Annotated in this window: 19 protein-coding genes; 4 read left to right on the top strand and 15 right to left on the bottom strand. The window is 72.8% G+C overall.

Going from position 1 to position 17,694, the window contains the following annotated elements; all coding sequences use genetic code 11:
- Positions 1-19: 19 nt before the first annotated feature.
- Genes PSU4_RS28280 through PSU4_RS28340 form a run of 13 tightly spaced genes read right to left on the bottom strand, consistent with a single transcriptional unit; the run spans position 20 to position 13,260 of the window.
- The gene (locus PSU4_RS28280; RefSeq protein WP_147115164.1) at positions 20-601 is read right to left on the bottom strand and encodes an SRPBCC family protein; all 582 of its coding nucleotides are present in this window, start codon (positions 599-601) and stop codon (positions 20-22) included.
- Positions 589-2,955 (bottom strand): xanthine dehydrogenase family protein molybdopterin-binding subunit, encoded by a 2,367-nt coding sequence (locus PSU4_RS28285; protein ID WP_222596426.1) that lies wholly within the window; start codon positions 2,953-2,955, stop codon positions 589-591. Before PSU4_RS28285 ends, PSU4_RS28280 begins: the two co-directional genes overlap by 13 nt.
- Positions 2,942-3,436 carry a (2Fe-2S)-binding protein gene (locus PSU4_RS28290; protein WP_147115167.1) on the bottom strand — a complete coding sequence of 165 codons (495 nt, stop codon included), beginning with the start codon at positions 3,434-3,436 and terminating at the stop codon, positions 2,942-2,944. The genes PSU4_RS28285 and PSU4_RS28290 overlap by 14 nt, the downstream gene beginning before the upstream one ends.
- Positions 3,429-4,328 (bottom strand): FAD binding domain-containing protein, encoded by a 900-nt coding sequence (locus PSU4_RS28295; RefSeq protein ID WP_147115169.1) that lies wholly within the window; start codon positions 4,326-4,328, stop codon positions 3,429-3,431. The genes PSU4_RS28290 and PSU4_RS28295 overlap by 8 nt, the downstream gene beginning before the upstream one ends.
- On the bottom strand, positions 4,325-5,146 hold the full coding sequence (locus PSU4_RS28300) for an alpha/beta fold hydrolase (protein WP_147115172.1): 822 nt from the start codon (positions 5,144-5,146) through the stop codon (positions 4,325-4,327). Before PSU4_RS28300 ends, PSU4_RS28295 begins: the two co-directional genes overlap by 4 nt.
- Positions 5,143-6,159, bottom strand: coding sequence for an amidohydrolase family protein (locus tag PSU4_RS28305; RefSeq protein WP_147115175.1), 1,017 nt, complete (start codon positions 6,157-6,159; stop codon positions 5,143-5,145). The genes PSU4_RS28300 and PSU4_RS28305 overlap by 4 nt, the downstream gene beginning before the upstream one ends.
- A gap of 58 nt (positions 6,160-6,217) precedes the next feature.
- Positions 6,218-7,120: a LysR family transcriptional regulator gene (locus PSU4_RS28310; RefSeq protein ID WP_186817233.1), complete on the bottom strand. Its 903-nt coding sequence runs from the start codon at positions 7,118-7,120 to the stop codon at positions 6,218-6,220.
- Between the two features lie 16 nt (positions 7,121-7,136).
- The gene (locus PSU4_RS28315; protein ID WP_147115180.1) at positions 7,137-8,288 is read right to left on the bottom strand and encodes an MFS transporter; all 1,152 of its coding nucleotides are present in this window, start codon (positions 8,286-8,288) and stop codon (positions 7,137-7,139) included.
- A 7-nt stretch (positions 8,289-8,295) separates the two neighbouring features.
- A complete protein-coding gene (locus PSU4_RS28320; RefSeq protein WP_147115183.1) occupies positions 8,296-9,027 on the bottom strand; it encodes a GntR family transcriptional regulator in 732 nt (243 codons plus the stop codon).
- A gap of 24 nt (positions 9,028-9,051) precedes the next feature.
- Positions 9,052-10,512 (bottom strand): UbiD family decarboxylase, encoded by a 1,461-nt coding sequence (locus PSU4_RS28325; protein WP_147115186.1) that lies wholly within the window; start codon positions 10,510-10,512, stop codon positions 9,052-9,054.
- A 13-nt stretch (positions 10,513-10,525) separates the two neighbouring features.
- Positions 10,526-11,551 carry an ABC transporter substrate-binding protein gene (locus tag PSU4_RS28330; RefSeq protein ID WP_147115189.1) on the bottom strand — a complete coding sequence of 342 codons (1,026 nt, stop codon included), beginning with the start codon at positions 11,549-11,551 and terminating at the stop codon, positions 10,526-10,528.
- A 49-nt stretch (positions 11,552-11,600) separates the two neighbouring features.
- Positions 11,601-12,431 (bottom strand): ABC transporter permease, encoded by an 831-nt coding sequence (locus tag PSU4_RS28335; RefSeq protein ID WP_147115192.1) that lies wholly within the window; start codon positions 12,429-12,431, stop codon positions 11,601-11,603.
- Positions 12,403-13,260: an ABC transporter ATP-binding protein gene (locus PSU4_RS28340; RefSeq protein ID WP_147115196.1), complete on the bottom strand. Its 858-nt coding sequence runs from the start codon at positions 13,258-13,260 to the stop codon at positions 12,403-12,405. Before PSU4_RS28340 ends, PSU4_RS28335 begins: the two co-directional genes overlap by 29 nt.
- A 273-nt stretch (positions 13,261-13,533) precedes the next feature.
- On the opposite strand from PSU4_RS28340, the gene PSU4_RS28345 reads away from it, so the two are divergent.
- From PSU4_RS28345 to PSU4_RS28355, 3 genes are read left to right on the top strand one after another with little or no spacing between them, the layout of a single operon-like run.
- On the top strand, positions 13,534-14,220 hold the full coding sequence (locus PSU4_RS28345; RefSeq protein ID WP_186817234.1) for an isochorismatase family protein: 687 nt from the start codon (positions 13,534-13,536) through the stop codon (positions 14,218-14,220).
- Positions 14,217-14,783 (top strand): UbiX family flavin prenyltransferase, encoded by a 567-nt coding sequence (locus tag PSU4_RS28350; RefSeq protein WP_281290752.1) that lies wholly within the window; start codon positions 14,217-14,219, stop codon positions 14,781-14,783. The genes PSU4_RS28345 and PSU4_RS28350 overlap by 4 nt, the downstream gene beginning before the upstream one ends.
- Positions 14,780-15,235, top strand: coding sequence for a pyridoxamine 5'-phosphate oxidase family protein (locus PSU4_RS28355; protein ID WP_147115206.1), 456 nt, complete (start codon positions 14,780-14,782; stop codon positions 15,233-15,235). Before PSU4_RS28350 ends, PSU4_RS28355 begins: the two co-directional genes overlap by 4 nt.
- Here the strand turns inward: PSU4_RS28355 and PSU4_RS28360 are convergent.
- Together PSU4_RS28360 and PSU4_RS28365 are read right to left on the bottom strand one after the other, a co-directional pair.
- A complete protein-coding gene (locus PSU4_RS28360) occupies positions 15,168-15,791 on the bottom strand; it encodes a GNAT family N-acetyltransferase (protein ID WP_147115209.1) in 624 nt (207 codons plus the stop codon). The genes PSU4_RS28355 and PSU4_RS28360 overlap by 68 nt on opposite strands.
- Positions 15,792-15,888: 97 nt before the next feature.
- Entirely contained in the window at positions 15,889-17,064 is a 1,176-nt protein-coding gene (locus tag PSU4_RS28365) for a serine hydrolase domain-containing protein (RefSeq protein ID WP_147115212.1), read from the bottom strand.
- A gap of 107 nt (positions 17,065-17,171) precedes the next feature.
- Here PSU4_RS28365 and PSU4_RS28370 point away from each other — a divergent pair, with 107 nt between their 5' ends.
- Entirely contained in the window at positions 17,172-17,678 is a 507-nt protein-coding gene (locus PSU4_RS28370; protein ID WP_147115214.1) for a GNAT family N-acetyltransferase, read from the top strand.
- The last annotated feature ends 16 nt before the right edge of the window (positions 17,679-17,694 follow it).

Here is a 17,694-nt window from a genome sequence, read left to right on the forward strand (position 1 = left end):
CCCCACGCACCGGATCGGCTCATCGCGGCCGGCTCGCCACCGCGGCGGCGACGGTTGCCGCCAGCGCGGCGGCCGCTGCGACGAGGAGCAGGCGGCGGCGGGTGCGCGGCACGGCGGCGGGCGGAGCCGGGGCGGCTGCGGCGCGCGGACCCGCGGTGGCTGCGGGGGGCGGACCCGAGGTGGCTGCGGCGGGCTGAGCCTGGGCGGGTGCGGCTCCCGGGGCCGCGGCGGCCGTTGCGGAGGACGTCAGGTCGGTGAGGGCCCGGCGGGCCACCGACGGCAGGAGGGCGCGGGTGACGTCAGCTCCTTCGCCGGTGACGACGAGGTCGGTGACCAGGTCGATCGTCGTTCCCGCGCCGGCGGGGCGGAGTGCGGCGGCGACCGTCGCGCTGACCCGGCCCTCGCCGTCCCCGGCCCGCAGGACGACGCGATGGCGCGACGGGTCGGCGCTCACGACCCGTAGCGTCGCGTCCCGGTACTCGACGCGCTGCCCGCCGAGCCCCAGCACGATCGAGCGGGGCGGGGTGGGCGGCGCGGTGAGCAGTGCGAAGCAGGCGTCGACGGGTGCGGCGACGTCGAGGGTGTCGGTCAGCCGTGCCACGGGCCGGTCCCGTCGAGATCGTCGGTGCTCAGGGCGTCGACGATCTTGGGTGGGGTGATCGGCAGCGAGGTGATGCGGGCGCCGAAGGGGCGCAGGGCGTCCTCGACGGCGTTGGCGATCGCGGCCGGCACCGGGATGGTGCCGCCCTCCCCGGCTCCCTTGGCGCCCAACGGGTTGAGCGGGCTGGGCGTGTGGATGTGCACCAGTTCGACGGGCGGCACCTCCATCGACGACGGCAGGCTGTAGTCGAGGTAGCTGGTGCTCTGGGGCTGGCCGGTCTCGTCGTAGAACGGCTCCTCGTACATGGCGTTGCCGATGCCGTGGGCGAACCCGCCGAGCACCTGTCCGTCGACGAGCATCGGGTTCATGACGTTGCCGCAGTCGTGCCCGATGACGTAGCGCAGGACGTCGATGGCGCCGGTCTCCGGGTCGATCTCGACGGCGACGGCGTGGGTGCCGCTGGCGTAGGCGGCGCGTTCCGGCGCGAAGTAGACGGTGGTCTCCAGGCCCGGGAGGATTCCGGGGGCGAGGGTGATGCCGTGCTTGCCGACGTTGGCGGCCCCGGCGATCTCGCGCAGCGTGACCGATCGGGAAGGGTCGTCCGCCACTGAGACGCGGTCACCGTGGATCTCCAGCGACGCGGCGCTCGTCTTGAGCATGGCCTCGGCGACCTGCAGGATCTTGCCCCGCATCTCGTCGCCGGCCTGCAGCGTGGCGGGCCCGGCGGTGGCGGTGTTGCGGGAGGCGAAGGTGCCCTGCCCGAAGGGGATCCTGCCGGTGTCGCCCGTCGTGACGCGGATGAGGTCCATGTCCATGCCGAGCGCGTCGGCGGCGATCTGGGCGTAGACGGTCTCGTAGCCCTGGCCCTGGGGCGCGGCGGCGAGGGTCACGAGGATGGTGCCGTCGTTGAGCAGCCGGTACCGGGAGCCCTCGTAGGGGCCGAGCCCGCAGCCCTCGACGTAGGCGGCCACACCGATGCCGACGAGCCGGCCCTCCGCGCGGGCCGCGGTCTGGCGCTCCCGTTCCCCCGAGTAGTCGAAGGCGGCCAGCGTCTCGTCCATGAGCAGCGGGAAGTTGCCGCTGTCGTAGGTCAGCGGGCTGCCGTCGCGGAACGTGAGCCCGACGCGGTAGGGGAACTCGTCGGCCTGCACCAGGTTGCGGCGCCGGAACTCCACCGGGTCCATGCCGAGGTGCTCGGCGGCCCGGTCGACCATCCGCTCCATCGCGACGACCGCCTGCGGCCGGCCCGCCCCGCGCACGGAGCTGGTGGGGACCATGTTGGTGTAGCAGGCGATCAGCTCGGTGTGGATGTTCGGGATGCGGTACTGGCCGGGCAGGGTCGACAGGGTGATCATCGGGACCTGCAGGCCCGCGCAGTAGGCGCCCTGGTCGTGCTCGAAGACGTTGCGGATCGCCAGGATGTGGCCGTCGTCGTCGAACCCGATCTCGACGTCGTGGACCTGCGTGCGTTCCATCATGGTGGCGACGAAGTTCTCGCGACGGTCCTCGATCCATTTGACCGGGTTGCGCAGCAGCCGCGCGACCCAGGGGATGACCGCTTCCTCGCCGTAGAACTGGGCTTTCGGGCCGAAGCCGCCGCCCACGTCGGGCGGGGCGACGACGCGGATGCCGTCCTCGGGCATGTCGTAGAGGTGGGCGAGGGTGTTGCGGACGTAGTGCGGCGACTGGGTGGTGTCCCAGACGACGAGCTGTTCGGTGGTGGGGTCGAAGCGGGCGGCGACGCCGCGGGTCTCCATCGAGTGGCCGCCGCCGCGGGTGACGCTGAACCGTTCGCGCAGCCGGTGCGGTGCGGCGGCCATCGCGGCGGCCGGGTCGCCCGCGGTCTGGACGACGTGGACGGCGACGTTGTCGTCGGCGCCTTCGTGGATCAGCGGGGCGCCGTCGGCGAGCGCCGCGCCCGTGGACGACACCGCGGGCAGTACGTCGTACTCGACCTCGACGAGGTCGAGGGCGTCCTCGGCGACGTAGCGCGAGGTGGCGACGACGACCGCGACGGGTTCGCCGACGAACTTGACGAAGTCGGCGGGCAGCGGCATCCGGGGGACGTCGCGCAGCTGGGGGTGGACGACCTTGGGCGGGATGCCCTTGGCGATCTCGGGCAGGTCGGCGCCGGTCCACACCCCGATGACGCCGGGCATCGCGGCGGCGGCGGAGGTGTCGATGGAGACGATGCGCGCGGCGGCGTGCGGGCTGCGCACGAACGCGGCCTCGTAGCAGCCGGGGAGCTCCAGGTCGTCGAGGTAGGTGGCGGCGCCGGTGAGCAGCCGCCGGTCCTCGCGGCGCAGGACGGACCGGCCGATCATCGTCGACGGGCGGGTCTCAGTGCTGGTCATCAGAGCCGACCTCCAGGAGTGCCGCGACCATGCCGGTGTAGCCGGTGCAGCGGCAGATGTTGCCGGACAACACCTCCCGGGCCTGCGCCTCGTCGGTGACGGGACCTTCGCGCAGGGCGGCGGTGGTGCTCATCATGAACCCGCTGGTACAGAATCCACATTGGACGGCATGGTGGCGGGAGAAGGCGTCCTGCAGCGGGGTCAGCTCACCCGAGGCGGAGTCGTCGGTGAGGCTCTCGACGGTCTCGACGACGGCGCCGTCGGCCTGGACGGCGAGCATGAGGCAGGAGCGGACGGCGGCGCCGTCGACGATGACGGTGCAGGCACCGCAGACGCCGTGTTCGCAGCCGACGTGGGTGCCGGTGAGTCGCAGCCGGCCACGCAGGAAGTCGGCGAGCGTGGTGCGCGCGTCGACGACCTCCTCGTGCCGGACGCCGTTGACGACTGTGTCGACCCAGTCGGGTTCGTCCTGGTCAGGCATGGGTCAGCTCCTCGGTGGGGACGGAGGTGGGGACGGCGGCGGCGATGTCGGCGAGGACCCGGCGGGTGAGCGTCGCGACGAGGTCGCGGCGGTAGCCGGCGGAGGCGTGGACGTCGCCGGTGGGCCGGGCCTCGTGGGCGGCGGCGCGGGCGGCGGCGGCGAGGGCGGAGTCGTCGAGGCGGGCGCCGAGCAGGCCCTCCTCGGCGGCGCGCAGCCGCAGCGGCGTGCTCCCGACCCCGGCGGCGACGAGCCGGCACCGGGTCACGACGCCGGTGGCGTCGCGGGTGGCCTGCCCGGCGACGGCGGCGAGCGCGAAGTCGCCGCGACGGCCCGCGAACTCGTGGAACGACGTGGTGGTGCCGGCGGGCAGGTCGTCGAGGTCGACGCCGAGGAGCAGCTCGTCGTCGGCCAGCGCGGTGGTGAGGTGGAAGACGAAGAAGTCCTCGGCGGCGACGGTCCGCTCGCCGCGCGGCGACGCGATGCGCAGCCGGCCGTCGAGTGCGGTGACGACGGTGGGCAGCTCGGCGGCGGCGTCGGCGTGGGCGAGGCTTCCGCAGAGGGTGCCGCGGTTGCGGATCTGGGGGTGCGCGACCTCGTGCAGGGCGGCCTCGAGCAGCGGGAACGCACCACTCAGGGCGGCGGAGCGTTCGACGGCGCGCTGCCGCACGAGTGCGGGGACGTGCCAGCCGGTCGCGGTGCGCACGGGCTCGGACAGGTCGGGCAGCCGGTTGATGTCGACGAGGTGTCCGGGCTCGGAGACCCGGAAGTTCAGCAGTGGCATCAGGGACTGCCCGCCGGCGAGGACCTTGGCGTCACCGGCGTGCTCACCGAGGACCGCGAGGGCGTCGGCGACGGTGCGGGGGGCGTGGTAGGTGAACCGGCCCGGCTTCATGCGCTCACCCCCGCGGCGCAACCGCATTCCACATCGGACAGTGTGGGGGCCGTCGCACCGCGCAGGTGGGCCGCGACGAGAGCGGCGAGGGCCGGACGCTCGACGAGCGACATGTGCCGCAGGGCCGGGAGGAGCTCGAACCGGCTGCCGGGGATGCCGTCGGCGAGCGCGCGGCCCATCGACGGCGGCGTCGCGAGGTCCTCCTCGCCGGTGAGCACGAGCGTCGGCGCGGTGATCGACGCGAGCCGTTCGCGGGCGTCGAGGGCGCCGAGCGCGCGACAGGCGGCGGCGTGGACGAGGGAGTCGGTCGCGGTGAACACGGCGGCGACGCGGCGCACCTCGTCGTGGCTGGTGCGGACGTACTCGTCGGTGAACCAGCGGTCGGTCTGGAACGGGATCTGCCGACGGCGCGGCACCCCGACGGCGCGGGCGGCGCGTTCGGTCCACGCCGCGGGGGCGTTGGGGCCGTACCAGGCGGTGGTGTCGGCGAGGACGAGCCGGTCGACGCGGCCGGGATGACGCGCGGCGAGCTCGACGGCGATGCTGCCGCCCATCGACATCCCGACGACATGGGCGCGGTCCAGGGCGAGGTCGTCGAGCAGGGCGGCGACGTCGTCGGCGAGGTCGGCGACGCTGAACGGGGCGCCGTCCCAGGGGGCGGGTTCGGCGCCGTGGCCACGGGCGTCGGGGGCGACGACGTCGAAGCCCTCGGCCACCAGCCGGGTGGCGAACTCGCCCCACACGGCGCCGGACAACGCCAAGGGGTGCAACAGGACCACGGGTTCGCCGCGGCCCGCGCGGCGGACGGTGGAGGTCATGAGGGGCTCCCGGTGAGCAGGCCGCCGAGGTTGCCGCCGAGGACGGCGTCGGTGGCGTCGGGGCCGAGGCCGGCCGCGCGCACCGTCGTCGCCGGCTGCGGGTCGCCGAGCGGGAAGGGACTGTCGGAACCGAGCAGGACGCGGTCGTGGCCGACGGCGTCGGTGAGGAAGCGGATCGCCTCGGGGGTGAGCGCGACGGTGTCGTAGTACAGGTCGCGCAGGTAGTCCGACGGCCGGTCGCGGCCGATGGTGTGGGCGGACAGGGCGTCGGCGCGGTGGGCGCCGTCGAGGCGGGCGGCCTGGTAGGGCAGGAACCCTCCACCGTGGACGGTGATCAGGCGCAGCCCGGGGAAGCGGTCGAGGACGCCGGCGAGGATCAGCCGGGCGACGCCGAACGTGGTGTCGACGAGGCGGCAGTAGGCGTTGCCGAACTCGGCGCTGTCGGGCAGCGCCCGGGCGGGGCCGGTGGACGCGGGGTGCAGCTGCACGGGCACACCGAGCCCGGCAGCCACCGTCCACAGGGGATCGAGTCGGGGATCGGCGAGCGACGTGCAGTGCACCGGGTCGGTCGACAGGACGAGCCCGGCGCAGCCGTCACGGACCGCGGCCTCCAGGTCCTTGGCCGCGGCCTCGACGTCGTCGAGCGCGACGGTGGCGAGCACTCCCGGTCCCCGGGACGCGGCGCATTCCGCGAGCAGCGCGTCGTTCACCCGCCCCGCCCAGCTCCGGGCCGCGTCGGGGGGCATCGCGGCGGTGGGCTGCAGGTCGAGCCAGGGGGCGAGGAGCTGCCCGTCGATACCTGTCGCGCAGCGGTAGGCGGCGCGCCGGTCGGCGCTGTACATCGGCGGCCGGACGGGCTTCGGGCCCGCCCCGGGCAGCTCGACGCTCCAGCCGTCCCCGGTGTCGTGGGCGGTGACGCCGTCGATCCCGCCGCGGGCGGCCAGCGCCGTCAGCAGGGGTTCGGGGACGGCGTGCGCGTGCGCGTCGAGCACGGGTTGCGTCGTCGGTTCCACACCTCGACGCTAGGTCCGTGCCACTGCCCTGACCAGCGCGAATGCCTTACCGCAGGGATTAGGAGACCTGGGGTCGGGCCACCTCGCGCAGCACGTCGACGAGCGCGGCGACGAGCGGGTCGCGTGCGCTCTCCAGCAGCGTCACGGCGTCGATGCGGCGGGTGAACGCCGGGTCCTCGAACGGCACCGCGACGATGTCGGGCCGCTGCGCGACGAGTGCCAGCCGCGGCGCGACCGCCACCCCCACGCCGGCGGCGACGAGCCCCTGCAGCGCGGAGTAGTCCTCGGTGCGGAACACGACGTCGGGCTCGAAGCCGGCGATGCGGCACATCACCTCCAGCGCGTCGGCGTAGGGCGCGCGATGGTCGCGGGCGATCCACGGTTCGTCGGACAGGTCGCGCAGCCGCACCGACGGCGCAGCTGCGCGCGGATGGTTCTCCGGCAGCAGCACGCACATCGGGTCGTCGCGCAGGTGGTGGTGCAGCAGGCCCTCGTCGGGGCGGGGCGCGAAGTCGTAGTCCCAGCTCAGGCCCACGGTGATCAGACCGTCGGCGAGCTGGGCGGGCAGCTCGCCGGGCTGTGAGGGATGCAGGACGAGCTGGGTGTCGGGGTGGCGTTGCCGGTACTCGCGCACGACGAGGGGCACGAGGTGCGCTCCGGCCGTCGTGAAGACGCCGAGGTGCACCGCGGCGGGTCGTTCGCCGATGCGCTGCACCTCCTGCTCGAGACCGGCGAGCTCGTTGAGCAGCGACCGGGCGCGTTCGGCGAGCAGCGTGCCGGCGGGGGTGAGCCGGATGCCGCGCGGACGGCGGTCGACGAGCGGGGTGCCGACCTCGCGTTCGAGGATCGCCATCTGCTGCGACACCGCGGACTGCGTGAAGTGCAGCCGCGCGGCCGCCGCGGTGAACGAGCCCTCCTCGGCGACGGTGCAGAAGATGCGCAGCCTGCGCGTGTCGAGCACGGAACCTCCCAGTCGATCAGGCTCTGCCGCCGCGCGCCACCGCGGCGAGGACCCCTGTCGTACCGAGCGAGGCGGCCAACGTCCAGAACACACCGGCGGTGCCGAGCCCGGCGGCGCACAGCCCGGCGACGGCCGGCAGCACGGTCTGGCCGAGCCGGTTGCCCGACAGTCGCAGCGACAACGCGGTGCCGCGCAACGGTGCCGGGGCGACTTCGGCGACCCACGCCATCGTCAGCGGCTGGCCGACACCGAGGGCGAACCCCGCGAACACCACGAGCACGACGAGCACCCAGATCGCGTGCCCGGCGGGCAGCAGCGCGACGGCGGCGGTCGAGCCGGTGAGGCTCGCGAGCAGCAGGCCGCGGCGACCCAGCCTGCGGGTGCCGCCGGGCAGCAGGATCCGCGACACCACCGACGCCAGCGCGCGGATCGTCAGGAGGATGCCGACCGTCGACGCCGCGAGCCCGCGCTCGGCGCCCAGCACCGGCAGGTAGACGACGAGCAGGTCGATCGTCGCGATCACGGTGAGGCTCGACAGCACCGCGACGGGCAGGTCGGGCACGCGCAGCAGCGTCCGCAGCGCACCCGGCCCGGCCTTCTCGGTCTCGGTGGACGGGGTGCGTGCGGGCGGGCGCAGCAGGATCGTCACGACGCCCATCGCGCACGCCGCCACCAACCCGGCGCCGAACAGCCGTGTCGTGTCGGGGTGGGTGCCCGACCCGCCCAGCGCGGCGACGACCAGCGGACCCGCGGCCTGCCCCGCCGACTGGGCCAGGGAGAACCGGCCGAACGCGCGCACCATGTCGCCGCGTGCCGCGACGAGGCTCTGCTCACCGAGCATCGTGTAGAGGTGCCCGCAGCCGAGCAGCACGCTGGCGGCGACGAGCCCGACGACACTCCGCCCGACGAGCAGCATCATGGCGCAGCCCACGATCGCGAACACCGACCCGGCCACCAGCACCGGGCGCTCGCCGCGGCGGTCGGCCAGCCGTCCCGCGGGTAGCGCCAGCGCCAGCGGTGCGATGGTGAAGCACGCCGCGAGCGCGCCCAGCCACGGTGCCGAGACGCCGATGTCCAACGCGCGGTAGGAGATCGTCGGCCGGACCAGGAAGATCGTCGTCTGCAGCAGGACGGCGTGCGTGAGCAGCAGCGCCCCACGGCCCTTCATCGGCGCGTCAGCCCCCCGAGCCCGTCCAGCCGGACCGCTCGATCGCCGCCAGACCCCGGATCACCAGCGACGACGTCAGCGCCGCCGCGAGGTCGGCGTCGCGGTCGCGGTAGGCGCGCAACAGCCGGTCGTGGTCGGCGAGCGACGCCGTCAGCCGGCCGGGCAGCGACAGGCTGACGTGGCGCAGCTGCAGCATCCGCAGGCCCAGGTTGTCGAGCACCCGGCGCAGCGTGCGGTTGCCGGTGATCTGGGCCTCGGTGTTGCGGAAGTCCACATTGGTCCAGAAGTAGCGGTCGACGTCGTCGAGGGCGACGGCCAGCGCCAGCTCGTCCTGCAACGCCTGCAGCCGGTCGAGGTCGTCGTCGGAGGCGACCTCGACCAGCTCCCGGCTGACGAGTGCGTACAGGTGCGCGCGGACCCGGTAGAGCTCGCGCACCTCCTCGATCCGCAGCGGCGCCACCCGCGGGCGCCGGTGCGCGGAGATCTCGACGAACCCCTCCCGCTCCAGCGTCAGCAGCGCCTCGCGCACCGGGGTGCGGCTGCTGCCGAAGTTGCGGGCCAGCTCGACAGAGTTGAGGTCGTCGCCCGGCAGCAGCCTGCCCTCGATGATGTCGGTGCCGACCCGGACGATGATCTCGTCGACGATCGTGTTGCCCAGCCCCCGGTTGAGGACGCGCAGCAGCTCGCGGCGGCCCAGGCCGTGCACCGGGCCCGCGGGCTCGGCCGCTCCGATCGACATGTCAATTCCCCCTCGAACCAGGCCTCAGACCAGGCCCGGCCACTTCGCGATCACACGGTCGCACAACGCCCGGCTCGCCTCGGCGACCACCGGGAAGCCCTCCAGCCGCTCGAACGGCCGGCAGGCGTCGATGACCGCGCGGGTGTTGTAGGCCGGGGCGCCGCGCTCGCGCAGCGGGTCGACGCGGCTGCCCCACGTGCGGCGCACGACCTCGATGTCGTGGCCCGGCTCGGTGCGCGAGCACATCGCCCACACGACCTCGTCGAGGCTGCGGGGGTCGACGTCGTCGTCGACGACGATGACCAGCTTGTTCATGTACGCCGCGGCGGGCAGCGACGACGTGAGCATCCCGGCCTGCTTCGAGTGCCCGGCGTAGCGCTGGGTGATGGAGACGGCCAGCAGCTGCCGGCCCCCGCCCGCCTCGTGCGCCCAGACCCCCTCCAGGCCGGGCAGACCCGTCGCCACCAGGGCGTCGTGGATCATCGCCGACTTCATGACGCTGCGCATGTACGAGTAGTCGTGCGGCGGCTTGCCGGGGGGCGCGCCGAGCAGGATCGCGTCGTCGCGGTGGTAGACGCGCTCGATGTCCATCGTGAGGACGGGGTCGACGCCGCCGCTGTAGTAGCCGGTCCACTCGCCGAACGGGCCCTCGGGCCGCGTCCGGTCCGGGTACAGCCAGCCCTCGACGACGATCTCCGCCGTCGCCGGGATCGGCAGGCCGGTGACCTCGCCGCGCACGACGTCGACGGGTCGCCCGATCACCGCGCCCGCATAGTCGAGCTCGGACACCCCGCCCGGCACCTCGGTCCCGGCGACGACCAGCAGTAGCGGGTCGTGCCCCAGCGAGGCGACGACGGGCGCGCGGCCCTCCTTCGCGAACCAGTCGCGCACGTGCATCGCGCCGTGCTTGCCCGACTCGATGTTGACGCTCGCGGACCGGCCCTCGTCCTGCACCTGCATCCGGTAGGCGCCGGCGTTGATCTCGCCCGTCGCCGGGTCGCACGTGATGACGGCGCAGCCGGTGCCGATGTAGCGGCCGCCGTCGCCCTCGTGCCAGCGCGGGACCGGGAACTTCAGGAGGTCGATCCCCGCGCCGTCCTCGCCGGCGCGGTCGACGTTCTCGCACACCGGCCCGGTGTCGACGGTCCGCGCCGCGAACCGCGGGGCCGCGGCGACCCACTCGTTGGGCTTGCTGCGCAACGCCTGGACGAGCGCGCGGTCGTCGAGGTCGGTGCCCAGCCGCAGCGTGACGCCGAGGCGCCGAGCGTTGGACATGCTGCCCGAGAGCACCCGGGCACCGGCCGGATAGCCGGTGACCCGGTCGAACAGCAGCGCCGCGGGGCGGCTGCGCCGGTAGTTGACCTCCGAGGCGGCACCGATCTCGAGGTCCCAGTCGGCACCCTCGAGGACGGTCAGCTCGCCCAGCTCGTCGACGAGCGCGAGCCAGCCGCGCAGGTCCTCGACGTCCTCCAGCGACGTTCCCATTGCCGCGCCCCCGTCAGGACTTGTAGAGCGAGTCGATGTAGCCGTCTGCCCGCAACGACTGCAGCGGCCCGTTGTCGATGTACGTCGTGACGTCGGCCGGTGCGTCGGTGCCCTTCTCGGCCGCGGCCTGCGCGAACGCCGCCGCGAGCAGGGTGGGTTCGACCTTCGGGTCCTTGGCCCACAGCGGCTCGAAGAACGTGTAGGCGGCGTCGGCGAGCTCGGGGTCGTCGGTCCCGCTGTGCTTGCGGATGCTGTCGATCGCCGTGGCCTTGTCCTTGTGCAGCATCGACAGGCACTCCACCTCGGACTTCACGAACGCCTCGACGGCCGGGCCGTTGGCCTGCGTCCACGAGGCGGTCGCCGTGTAGGCGTTCGCGGCGGCCGGGTACTTCGTGAAGTCCGTGATCTTGTGGGCGCCGAAGTTGCGGGTCGTGGTGCCCGTCGGCGGCTGGGTGACGATCACGTCGACCGCACCCGACTGCAGCGCCGTCACCTCGGCCGGCGTCGACTTCAGGAACGTCTTCTGGACGTCCTTGTCGGTCCAGCCCTGGTCCTTCAGCCACGCGTCGACGGCGGTGTCGCCCAGCGACCCCGGCGAGCTCAGCCCGATCTTCTTGCCCTTGACCTGCTCGGGCGAGGTGATGTCGCCCATACCCCACATCTCGACGTAGAAGTTCGAGATGGGCAGCGCCAGGTAGCGCAGGTCGACGCCGCCGAGCGCGCCCGCCGCGGTGGTGGCCGCGACGCCCGCGCCGATCTGCACGCTGTTCGACGCCAGCGCGGCGAGCAGCTGCGAGCTGCTGTTGAGCAGCGTCAGCTTCACATCGAGGCCGTTCTTGGTGAAGACGCCCTGGTCCTCACACACGTACAGGTCGGAGTAGGCCGCACCGATCGCGGTGTAGCCGACGGTGAGGGACATGCTCCCGGCCGCGGCGGGGGCGTCGCCGCCACCACCGGCGGCCGCGGGCTTGCCGCAGGCGACGGCGGCGGCGCACGCCAGGGCCAGCACTGCGGCGGGCAGGACCTTGCGGAGTCGCATCGGAGAGCCTTTCGTGGGGCGGCGCCGGGGCAGGCTGCCGGGGGAGGGGTTAGACCGAGCTGGACCAGAAGGTGAAACGACGCTCGATCCACGCGACGCTGCGCGTGAGCACGATGGCGAGCACGGCGATCACGACGATCGCGGCCATGGCGTCGTCCATCTTGAAGGCGGACGTCTCGGTCTGGACGACATAGCCGAGGCCGGCGTTGCCCATGAACAGCTCGGCGACGATCGCGCCGACCAGCGCGCGGCCGACGGACTGCCGGACACCGGTCAGCACGAACGGCAGCGTCGCCGGGAACGTGACCGAGCGCAGTGTCAGCAGCCGGGGTGCGCAGAAGACCTTCGCGACCTGCAGGTAGTGCATGTCGACGTTGCGGGCGCCCGCGATGACGTTGATCAGCAGCGGGAAGATCGCGCTCCACACGACGATGACGAGCCGGGCCTCCGCGCCGATGCCGAACCAGAAGATGATGATCGGCAGGAACACCACGAACGGCACCGAGTACATGATGCTGACCAGCGGTTCGGTCAACCCGTAGAGCGTGTTGGACCGACCGATCAGCAGACCGAGCGGGATACCCACGACGACAGTGATGATCATGCCGTAGGCGACGGACTCGAGCGTCGACAGCAGCGGTGGCCACAGCTCACCGGTCCCGATCATGTGGGCCAGGGCCTTGACCGCGCCGACCGGGGAGCTGGCGAACGACGCGTCGACCCAGCCCGCGGACGCGGTGACCTGCCACGCGCCCAGGACGACGACGAGCCCGATCACGCCGAGCCTGCCCGTCGTGAGCTTCTTGCCCTTGCGCGCGTTGACCGCCCGCTCGAGCGGACCGGTGACGGGACTAGCCGGCTGCGACACCTGCGTGGTCATCCGAGGTCACCCTCCTTCCGGGCTGGTCCTGCTTCCCGATCTGGGACTGGGCCATCACGAGGTCGACGATCCGGTCGGACATCGCGAGGAACTCCGGCGTGCGCTTCATCGACGGGGTCCGCGGGCGCGGCAGGTCGATGTGGATGTCGGCGACCAGGTGCGCCGGGCCGCGGGAGAGCACGAGCACCCGGTCGGCGAGGAAAACGGCCTCGGGCACGTCGTGGGTGATGAACATGGCGGTCTTGCCGGCCTGCACCCCGTCGGCCTGCCAGATCCGGGTGAGCTCCTCCTGCATGACCTCGCGGGTCTGCGCGTCGAGCGCGGCGAACGGCTCGTCGAGCAGGATCAGCTCGGGGTCGGTGGCGAGCGCCCGCGCGAGGTTGACGCGCTGGCTCATACCGCCCGACAGCTCGCGGGGGTACTTGTCGCCCTTGCCGCCCAGCCCGACGAGCTCGACCAGCTCGGCGACGCGGGCACGGCCCGCCGCGTCGAGGCGGCCGTGGGCCTTGAGCCCGAACTCGATGTTCTGCACGACGTTGCGCCACGGGAACAGCGACGCCTGCTGGAACACCAGCGACCGGTCGCGGCCGGGGCCGTCGATCCGGCGGTCGTCGAGCTCGAGCGTGCCGCCGGAGATCGGGATCAGACCCGCGACGGCCGTGAGGAAGGTGGTCTTGCCACAGCCACTGGGGCCGACGACGGCGATGAACTCGTTCGCCGCGACGTCGAAGGACAGGCCGTCGACGGCGTGGGCGTACGTGCCCTTGCGGCCGGACCTGTGGCCGATCTCGACGTCGCGCACCCGCAGCTTGGGGTGTGGTGGCGTCATGTGCTCGTCCTCCTTGATCGAGCCGGACCGGATGCCGACATTCGTTCCGAAAGCGGACCCGAAGTGTCGACACTTCGAGTAGATCAGTGGTGCAGCGCACTGTCCATAGCGCTCCCGCCAGAAAACCAGAACCCTCGCATCAGTTCTGCTAATCGACGAATATCAGCACGTGAACCATGGTGTGAGGCGATGTATGGTCGGCCGCGTGGCGGGCTCTCCGCCGCCGTCGCGAGAACACACTCGTGTCGACACAACGGTGTGTGGAGGGGACGGATGACGGACGCCAGAGGTTGGGTGCGGTTCCTCACCGAGCAGGACACCCGGCTGCTCGACCGCACGTCGTGGGCCAAGCGCGAACCGTTCGGGCTCGGCGCGCGGCCCGCGGTGATCGTCGTCGACGCCTACTACGGCGCCCTCGGCGAACGCCGCCCCCTCGACGAGATCCTCGACGCCTGGCCCTCGGCCTGCGGCCCCGCCGGCTGGGACGCCGTCGACCGCACCGTCGGGCTGCTCGACGCCGCCCGCGCCGCCGGCGCGCCGATCTTCTACCTCACCGGGCTGGCCGCGAACCCGAACCCGTGGAACCGCAAGACCCGCCCGGCCCCCCGTCGTCGGAACCCGACGTTCCTCCGGATCGTCGATGAGCTCGCCCCGCAACCCGGCGACACCGTCCTGGAGAAGGTCACGCCCAGCGGCTTCACCTCCAGCGCGCTCGCCCCGCTGCTCACCGCCGCCGGGGTCGACACCGTCCTCGTCTGCGGGGAGGCGACCTCGGGCTGCGTGCGCGCCACCGCCGTCGACGCCTGCGTCCTCGGCCACCGCGTCGGCGTCGTCGAGGACTGCTGCTTCGACCGCATCGAGGCCAGCCACTGGATGAGCCTGTTCGACCTCGACCAGAAGTACGCCGACGTCCTCGACCGCGACGCCGCCGTCACCTACCTGACCGGCACCGCCTCGTGAGGGTCGTCGTCGCCATGACCGGCGCCAGCGGCGCCGTCTACGGCGTCCGCACCCTGCAGCTGCTGCACGACACCGGGGGCGTCGAGACCCACCTCGTCGTCTCCCGCGCCGCCGCGCTCACCCTGCGCCACGAGTGCGACCTCGACCTCCGCGGCCTGGAGAAACTGGCCGACGTCGTGCACCGGCCGTCGGCGATCGGGGCGCCCATCGCGTCCGGCTCCTTCGGCGTGCACGCGATGCTCGTCGTACCGTGCTCGATCAAGACGTTGTCGGCCGTCGCCCACTGCCACGCCGACGACCTGATCGCCCGCTCCGCCGACGTCTGCCTCAAGGAGGGCCGACCGTTGCTGCTCATGGTCCGCGAGACACCGCTGCACCTCGGGCACCTGCGCACCATGACCGCCGCCGCCGAGGCCGGGGCGATCATCATGCCGCCGGTGCCCGCCTTCTACGCCCAGCCGCAGACCCTCGACGACGTCGTCGACCACACGGTCCGGCGGGCGCTCTCGCGCGTCGGCGTGCCCGACGTGGCCCCGCCGGAGTGGTCGGGGGAGATCGCATGAGCTCCCTGCTCGAACCCGTCGTACCCGAGGGGTTGCGCCGTGAGCTCGCCGACGACGACAACGAGGGCTTCACCCTCGCCCTGCTCACCGTCGCCGACGGCGGCTGGCCGCACCAGGCGCTGATCAGCATCGGCGAGGTCGTCGTGCTCGACGACGCGCGGCTGCGGCTCGCAACCTGGCCGACGAGCACGACGACCCGGAACATGACCGCCACCGGCCGGTGCGCGCTCGTCGCCGTCGTCGACGGCGACGTCGTGACCGTGCGGCTCACCCTGACCCCTCGCGGAAAAGTCGCCGACCTCACCACGTTCGACGCCCACGTCGTCGAGGTCCGCTCCGACACCACGCCCTACGCGACCGTCGAGACCGGGATCCGGTTCCGGCTCACCGACCCCGCGCAGGCGATGGCCCGCTGGCGTTCGACGCGCGAGGCGTTGCGCGCCATGGCGTAGCGGGGTCCGAGGGCAGCCGCGAGTACATGACCATGTCGCGACGCTGCGCGCCGACCGTCTCCCACGCGCGCAGCAGACCCTCCCAGTGGAACCCCGCACCCTCCGCGACGTGATGCGACGCGAGGTTGTGCGGCTCGACGTAGAGCTCCAGCCGCTCGACACCTCCCTCGAAGGCCCACGGGCACAGGGCCCGCAACGCCCTTCTCGTGATGCCCCGGCCTCGGTGCGCCGCCGGTACCCAGTAGCCGACGCGCGCCCGCCCGGCCCCGACCCCGCTGAACCACAGCCCGACCTGGCCCAGCGCCTCGTCGGTCACCGCGTCGGCGATCGCGAACGGCAGCCCGACCCCGTCGACGACCCGCGCGTGCTGCAGCCGGATCCAGGTGCGCGCTGCGTACTCGTCGGCGCACGGCGGCACCGTCGTGACCCGCGTGATCGAGGGGTCGGCCGACGCCGCCAGGACCAGCGGCACGTCGTCGTCGCGGAAGGCGCGCAGGACGCAGCCGTCGGCGTCGAGCCGCGGCCCGGCGCGAAGATCCACGGTCCGAAGATCCATAATCGGATATTCTAGGAGCAATCAGGCGCTCCGACGACGGCCGGTGGTCCCCGGCCGGCCCCACCTCCGAGTCGAACCCGGGACGGGCCACGACCGGTCAGAGCGCCGCGTACAGCGCCTGCTCGAAGTCGACGTACATCTTCCACGCCTCGTGCTCCGGGATGAACGGCAACGAGTTCGTGTAGATCGACGCGCAGACACCCGTCGCCCGGTCGACGAAGAAGTGCGTGTTGAACAGCCCCGCCCACGCGCCCGTACCCGCGCGGCGCCCGCCCGGCACGTCCTCCGTGTTGAGCAACAGCCCGTAGCCCCACTTCCACCCCGGACCGACACGCAACGTGTCGGTGATCGGCGGATCGGCCGTCACGATCTCCGCGGGGAAGTCGAGATCGCCGATCTGGTTCGTGAACGCCGCATCGACAGTGTCCTCGCGAAGGATGCGCTCGCTGAACAGCTCACCACCGCGCAGCAGCGCCCGCTCGAACCGCATGAAGTCACGCGGTGTCGAGTACAGGCCGTGACCACCCGCCCACCAGTCCGGATCCTGGTTGAGGATCTCCCCGGCCGAGGTCCAACTGCCGTTCTCGTCGCGCACATGGATCGCGGCGCAGTTGCCGTAGCGCTGCGGGTCCAGCCGGAACATGGTGTCGGCCATGCCCAGCGGGCCCGTGATGCCCTCCTTCACGACGACGTCGAGCGTCTGCCCCGCCACCGCCTCGACGACCTTGCCCAGCCAGTCGGTGTTGATGCCGTACTCGAACCTGCTGCCCGGCTCCGACACCAACGGTGCCTTGAACGCCTCCGCCGACCCCGGGACCACGTTCGGAATCCCCGTCACCGACTCGAAACGCACCAGGTCGGCGTTCCAGAACCAGTAGCTCAACCCCGACGTGTGCGTCACCAGCTGGTGCACCGTCGCCCGCCTCGCCGGCTGCCGCAGCTTCGGCGTGTCACCGTCGAACCCCACCAGCAGCTGCACGTCCGCGAACTCCGGGCAGTACTCCTCGACCGGAGCGTTCAGGTCGAGCGCGCCCCGTTCCATCTGCTGCAACGCCGCCACCGTCGCGACGATCTTCGTCATCGACATGATCCGGAACTGCGTCGACGTGTCGACGGGAGTCTCGTCTGCCCCGACACTGCGCACCCCCGCACCACCCTCGTAGAACACACCGTCCCGGTCGGCCGCGATCGCCGCCACGTGCGGGACGTGCCCCGCCTCGACCGCGCCGCTCAGCACCCGGTCGATGCCACTGCCGTCGATGGTTCTGGTCATCCTGACCTCCGTTGGTCGGCTCCGTCCGTGCATCGTCACGGAAACCCCCGCCGAGCGGTACCGACGACCGGTGTCGACACACAGCCCCCGCCAGGCAGGATGCCCCCATGCAGATCGAGGTGAGGACCGCCCGCGCGGACGACGAGATCGCCCTCGCCCGCATCGACCGGCTCACCTGGGGCCCCGACGTCACGCCCGCGCCCCCACCCGCCCCCGGCACGCCGTTCTTCGACGACCGGCTCGACCCCGCAGCCGCCATCGTCGCCGAGGCCGACGGCGTCGTCGCCGGATACGTCGCCGTCGGCAACTCCCTGCCCGTGCCCGCCCACCGCCACGTCCGCGAGATCCGGGGCCTCGCCGTCGACCCCGACTACGCCGGCAACGGCATCGGCCGCGCCCTCGTCACCGCCGCCGTCGAGCGCGCGGCCCGGGCCGGCACCGTCAAGGTGACCCTGCGGGTCCTCGGCCCCAACGCCGCCGCCCGCCGCGTCTACGAGGCCTGCGGGTTCGAGGTCGAGGGCGTGCTGCGCGGAGAGTTCCGCGTCGACGGGCACCTCGTCGACGACGTCCTGATGGCGACGTTCTGCGGTGTCCCGGCCGCCGGAGAGCAGTGAGGTTGCGGCCGAGTGG

The organism is Pseudonocardia sulfidoxydans NBRC 16205, assembly GCF_007989085.1.
Taxonomy (GTDB): domain Bacteria; phylum Actinomycetota; class Actinomycetes; order Mycobacteriales; family Pseudonocardiaceae; genus Pseudonocardia; species Pseudonocardia sulfidoxydans.

Excerpts from the sequence above, each read along its gene's own strand:
- PSU4_RS28285 (WP_222596426.1), bottom strand. The coding sequence starts at position 2,955 with ATGACCAGCACTGAGACCCGCCCGTCGACGATGATCGGCCGGTCCGTC.
- PSU4_RS28290 (WP_147115167.1), bottom strand. The coding sequence starts at position 3,436 with ATGCCTGACCAGGACGAACCCGACTGGGTCGACACAGTCGTCAACGGC.
- PSU4_RS28295 (WP_147115169.1), bottom strand. The coding sequence starts at position 4,328 with ATGAAGCCGGGCCGGTTCACCTACCACGCCCCCCGCACCGTCGCCGAC.
- PSU4_RS28300 (WP_147115172.1), bottom strand. The coding sequence starts at position 5,146 with ATGACCTCCACCGTCCGCCGCGCGGGCCGCGGCGAACCCGTGGTCCTG.
- PSU4_RS28315 (WP_147115180.1), bottom strand. The coding sequence starts at position 8,288 with ATGAAGGGCCGTGGGGCGCTGCTGCTCACGCACGCCGTCCTGCTGCAG.
- PSU4_RS28320 (WP_147115183.1), bottom strand. The coding sequence starts at position 9,027 with ATGTCGATCGGAGCGGCCGAGCCCGCGGGCCCGGTGCACGGCCTGGGC.
- PSU4_RS28325 (WP_147115186.1), bottom strand. The coding sequence starts at position 10,512 with ATGGGAACGTCGCTGGAGGACGTCGAGGACCTGCGCGGCTGGCTCGCG.
- PSU4_RS28330 (WP_147115189.1), bottom strand. The coding sequence starts at position 11,551 with ATGCGACTCCGCAAGGTCCTGCCCGCCGCAGTGCTGGCCCTGGCGTGC.
- PSU4_RS28335 (WP_147115192.1), bottom strand. The coding sequence starts at position 12,431 with ATGACCACGCAGGTGTCGCAGCCGGCTAGTCCCGTCACCGGTCCGCTC.
- PSU4_RS28340 (WP_147115196.1), bottom strand. The coding sequence starts at position 13,260 with ATGACGCCACCACACCCCAAGCTGCGGGTGCGCGACGTCGAGATCGGC.
- PSU4_RS28345 (WP_186817234.1), top strand. The coding sequence starts at position 13,534 with ATGACGGACGCCAGAGGTTGGGTGCGGTTCCTCACCGAGCAGGACACC.
- PSU4_RS28355 (WP_147115206.1), top strand. The coding sequence starts at position 14,780 with ATGAGCTCCCTGCTCGAACCCGTCGTACCCGAGGGGTTGCGCCGTGAG.
- PSU4_RS28360 (WP_147115209.1), bottom strand. The coding sequence starts at position 15,791 with ATGGATCTTCGGACCGTGGATCTTCGCGCCGGGCCGCGGCTCGACGCC.
- PSU4_RS28365 (WP_147115212.1), bottom strand. The coding sequence starts at position 17,064 with ATGACCAGAACCATCGACGGCAGTGGCATCGACCGGGTGCTGAGCGGC.
- PSU4_RS28370 (WP_147115214.1), top strand. The coding sequence starts at position 17,172 with ATGCAGATCGAGGTGAGGACCGCCCGCGCGGACGACGAGATCGCCCTC.